General features: G+C 64.9%; 1 pseudogene. It reads right to left on the bottom strand.

What is annotated here, in order from left to right:
- Window positions 1-4,054: pseudogene (locus K309_RS42735) on the bottom strand (XopAD/skwp family type III secretion system effector); the annotation flags it as partial.

The raw sequence follows: 4,054 nt of genomic DNA on the forward strand, positions 1-4,054 counted from the left end.
CTGCCCGGTGTTCAGGTCGGAGCTGCGTGCTTGATCCGCGGCTGCGCCGCGATACGGCTGGTTCATCGGATCACCAGGCCTCTCGTTGGCAATGGACGGTTCCGCATAGAGATCGAAGGACAGGATCGTCTCGATGCCCTGCGGGCGCGCCACGCGCGCTGCCGCGTCGCGCAGCTCCTTCTCCAGCGTCTCGCGCGGCACCGCATCAGGCGACAGTTGGCGCAGCCTTTCGTAGGTCCGGTGAGTCTTCTGCTTGGCCTGCAGGCTCTCACGGGTGTGGAACTGGATTTCCCAGTCGGCGTCTTCGCCCTCAACGCGGGTGCGCACGTTCACATTCAGGCCAACATAGCTGGTGCCCTCCCGGGTAAAGCTGTTGTTCACGCGCATAACCGTCATGCCGGCCTTTTTCAGACTGGTCAGGATACTCTGGGCTTCCGTGGTAAATCCCTCTGCACCGAGAATCACCTCATAGCGCAGACCATCGCGTACTCGCCTGGCGGCCTCCTGCGGTGTTTGCAGACCCTGCTCGCGCTGTATCCGGGCAAGCTTCTCTTCAATGCTTTTCTTCTTCTTAAAGATAAACCTGCGCCAGCTACCACCGTCCGTGCGCAACTGCGCGCCGTGGCCCTCCAGCGCCTGCTGCAGCACAGGCGAGACCGCACCCTCGAGACGTTCGGCCTGGCTTCTGATCTGCTGGGCCAGTTGCGCAAGGGGGGCGGGCACGCGCGGCGCGGCCGACGCCTGAGGCCGCGGCTGCATGTTCAATACCGTTTCCGGCTCCCAGTCCACGATATCTTCCACCCCCGCAGGAACGGCTAATGCACGGAAGGCCTTGCGCGCCGGCTCGAGCAACTTCCAGATCTCGTCGCGGGAGGCGCCATCGAATCCAAGTCGTTGCGCCTGCTTGTACAGATCGTGGTACTTCTCCTTGCATCCGAACGTTTGCTCTGTATGAAACTGGATTTCCCATGCGATGCTGCTCGGCTGCTTCAGCGTGACGCTCACCGCTCGGAAAGCGCCTTGGTCCCGCAGGAAATGATTCGTGCGCCGGATCAGAGTATGCGCCTTCGCGAGCTGCGCCATTATCTGCCGATAGTCCGCCATAAACGTATCCGCGGGCAGCACCACACTGTAGCGCAGCGCATCGTTGACCAGCGCGCTGGCCTGGGCCAGGGTCCGGGGCTGCACTCCACCAACCAGCCGGGCCAGCTTGTCCTGCAGCGAGCGCGGCGACTTCAGCCTGTTCTGCTCGCCCGCCAGACCCGCCCGTGCGTGTCCGGGCTCACTGCACCCGTCCATGATTTTCTGCAGCAGCAGCGTGATCCCCGGCTCGGCCAACCGGGCGCGTTCATTGAGCGCCAGCGCCTCTTGCTCAAGCTCCTGCTGGGAAACCTCTTGCACCCGTTCGGCCGGCGTAGCGGGTACGCTGAGCAGCTCTGCTTGCTGCAGCGCCCGGACGGCGTCCTGCATGACACCCGCTGCCATCGTTGGCATCTGCCGCAGCTCAGCGTCTGCCCACTGTGGATTGAAGCGCCCGTGCCGTATTTCCACCAACGTCGGCTTGCTATACGGTACCCGACGCAGACGGTCGGGATACCGGCGTTCGGCCATTTCGCAGCACTCGATCACGCTTGTAAAGAGATCGGTGCCTGTGTCCGACTTCAGCGCGTCGGTGCCAACCTTTATGGCTATCGTAAACAGGTTGCGCATGGACAGCTCCGGCTCGCCCGGCACCAGCCCAGGCTGCCCCTCGGGGAACGCCGTACGCGACAGACGGCACACCGGGTAGTTGTCCAGCACCGCGTGCACACGCCCGGCCGTGTCGTCTGCCTGCTCATAGGCGCTCGCAAGTGCGGGGAAACCCTGCGCCAGCGCTGACGGAAGCTGCGGTGCCTGGACGCTGTCCATTCCCATCTGCATACATAGCTCATACAGCAGTTTCGCCGCCTCGTGCGCTTGCGACTCATGGGCTCGGTCAATCGCCTCATGCGCCTGCACCTGCAACTGCTGCAGCGCTGGTGCATCCTCGTCCCCCTGCAGCCGCCTGCGCAGTCCGTTGCGCAAATCACGCTCCACGCCGTCGTAGGTGCCGAACATCATGTTTCGCGCTATGGCCTCGCGCAGGTCATCGGGCTGCGCGAGAAAGCGCATGGCGAGCGTGGCGGCTTTACCCAGCAACGCGCCCCCGCGCTGCTCGGCCATAATTTCGCGCGCCCGTCCCGCCTGGTAGCGGCCCCGTTCATCGATGGCAGGATGCGCAGTCTTGGGCGGCTTGAACGAGCGCTCCTCGCCCCGTCGCGCCTGGCGCGACTGCATGACGCGACGGATGTGGCCCGCGAGGGCCGGATAGCCCGCATAGACGAACGCATCGTCCCCGTCCGTGTCCATGCTCCGCTTGCGCAGCTCCGCAATCGGGATTGCCCCAAGCCGCCCAGGCAACAGCACGTCCTTGACCCGCAGGCTGCCCGTACTGAACATCTGCTGCGGCAGCGCGTCGCGCTCGCGCCGGATCTTCCAGCGCGACAGCGTCTTCAGGTCCTCCCGCGAACAGGCCAGATGCAGCCCCTGGTGGTCCGGATCCGGCGACCAGTAGCCCGGCGGCGGAATGATCAGCATGCCCTTGCTGTGCAGCATGTCGGCGCCCGTGCCCGAATCATCATCGAATCCCGTATAGCTGTACTGAATGGCGAAGCACTGGTCCAGAAATCGAGCTGTCACGTCCTCCTGACCGGGCGTAACGACCTGCTCGGCCGCAATGGGCAACAGGTTCTCCTTATCGTACGGCGGTTTGCCCACCAGCACATCGCCCTGCAACTGCGCAAAGCCCGGCAGGGGAATCGTCGGCAGATACAGCCTGTCGTCAGCCGAGGGGACCGCGCGGATACGCCGGCCCTGGTAGCCGCCGCTTACGGCCAGCTGGTACAGCGTCAGGCAGTCCACCGCCTGCGATGCGTGCCTGTCCACCCCGTTCAGCCTGCGCTGCATCACCTCGCGCGCTTCGTCAAGCGCCGCCTCATCCCGCGGGAAATGCATCAGGGCCTGCGGTGGCAGCGTGTTAAATCCCGGCTGCTGCCCATCCACCAGCTTGTGCTGTGCCTGGCTGCCCCGTGCCTCCCTGACTGCCTTCCATGCCTCGAAATGTTCGCGTACCACTGGAATACGCATCGCCACGTCCCATCTCAGAAACCCGCAGCCGTCATTTGGACAGAGCGCGATGCGTTCGTGGTGTGGCCCTTGAAGCCTGAAGGGGTGCTGCGGCCCGGGCACGTCCTCAAACCAGCCCAGCCGCAACGTGCCCTCCACCACATGGTCAGGCGGCACCATCTCCATGAGCGCGCGTTGCATGCGCGACCAGTCCTCGCGCTGCGGCGCCAGCTTCTGCGCCAGTTCCATGAAGGCGCTGCCTGGGACACTGTCGGCATACCGAACTGCCGGCAGCACCGAAGCAGACGCGCTGCGGCCGGCGGCGATGTCCCGCGCTGACTTCTGCCGCCCCCGTGTCAGGCGGCTGCCGCCAAACATGTCGAAGCGCCAGGGCTCGTCTTTGTAATGGAACGTGCGCGCGAGCATGAAGGCGCTTAACTCCCCAGGCAGCCGCACCTCGACCAGCGGCTGGCCGGTCAGGCGTGAATAAAACGAATACGCGGGCTCAACCCCGTCAGCCGACGCGGCGGGCTCCAGCTCCCGTCCCCGCACGTCGACCGTCACATGCCTGGTGTCGCCCCCGCCAGGTTCGGGTGGGACGACGTCTCCCACCGCTGTGCGCAGGCTCTCGTGGCACGCTGCCAGATCGAACCGGCTAGGAGGGTAACGCGTCGTGAGGACCTCCACATGCGCCTCGCTGGCCAGCCGCAGATCCAGCGCGTCCAGGATCGCCTCATCCGCCTCGATCTGCGCAATCAGGTTCCAGCTCATTTCCTGCAGATCCGCCTCGATGAGCGGGCGCGTTCTATCCAGCGTCTGTCGCACCCACTGCTTCAGAGTCTCCTGTCGCGTCTTCACCGACTCGCGTTCGCCGCTGATGTAGCGCGGCTTCCACTGATGGGCCACCACG

The organism is Cupriavidus phytohabitans, assembly GCF_000426345.1.
In the GTDB taxonomy this organism is placed as follows: domain Bacteria; phylum Pseudomonadota; class Gammaproteobacteria; order Burkholderiales; family Burkholderiaceae; genus Cupriavidus.